1 pseudogene is annotated in these 364 nt (G+C 65.1%); it reads left to right on the top strand.

What is annotated here, in order from left to right:
• Positions 1-85: 85 nt before the first annotated feature.
• Positions 86-364: pseudogene (locus tag SB751_RS28610) on the top strand (CbbBc protein); the annotation flags it as partial.

Here is a 364-nt window from a genome sequence, read left to right as displayed (position 1 = left end):
GGATGAGCTTTCATCGCGATGCGGTTGCGGCGCCGTCATGCTCGGCGACTTCGGCGCGTAAGCGAAACACCGAATGGAGTTTCCTATGACGAAACTACGCGATGTGCCAGGCGTCCATCCCTACACCGGACCGGCGGGCGGCTGGGGCGCGCTCAAGGCCACGGCGCAGGCGATTCACGACCAGATGGAAAGCATCGAGGCGCCCATCACGCTGATGCGGACCAACCAGCCCGACGGCTTCGACTGCCCCGGCTGCGCCTGGGGCGAGTCGCCGGAAAACGGCATGGTCAAGTTCTGCGAGAACGGCGCCAAGGCGGTCAACTGGGAAGCCACCGGGCGCCTGGTGAACCCGGCCTTTTTCAAC

It is taken from the genome of Cupriavidus sp. SIMBA_020 (assembly GCF_046535395.1).
Taxonomy (GTDB): Bacteria; Pseudomonadota; Gammaproteobacteria; order Burkholderiales; family Burkholderiaceae; genus Cupriavidus; species Cupriavidus campinensis.
Note: the sequence above shows the minus strand (reverse complement) of the source record. Positions and strands in the feature narration are given on the sequence as shown.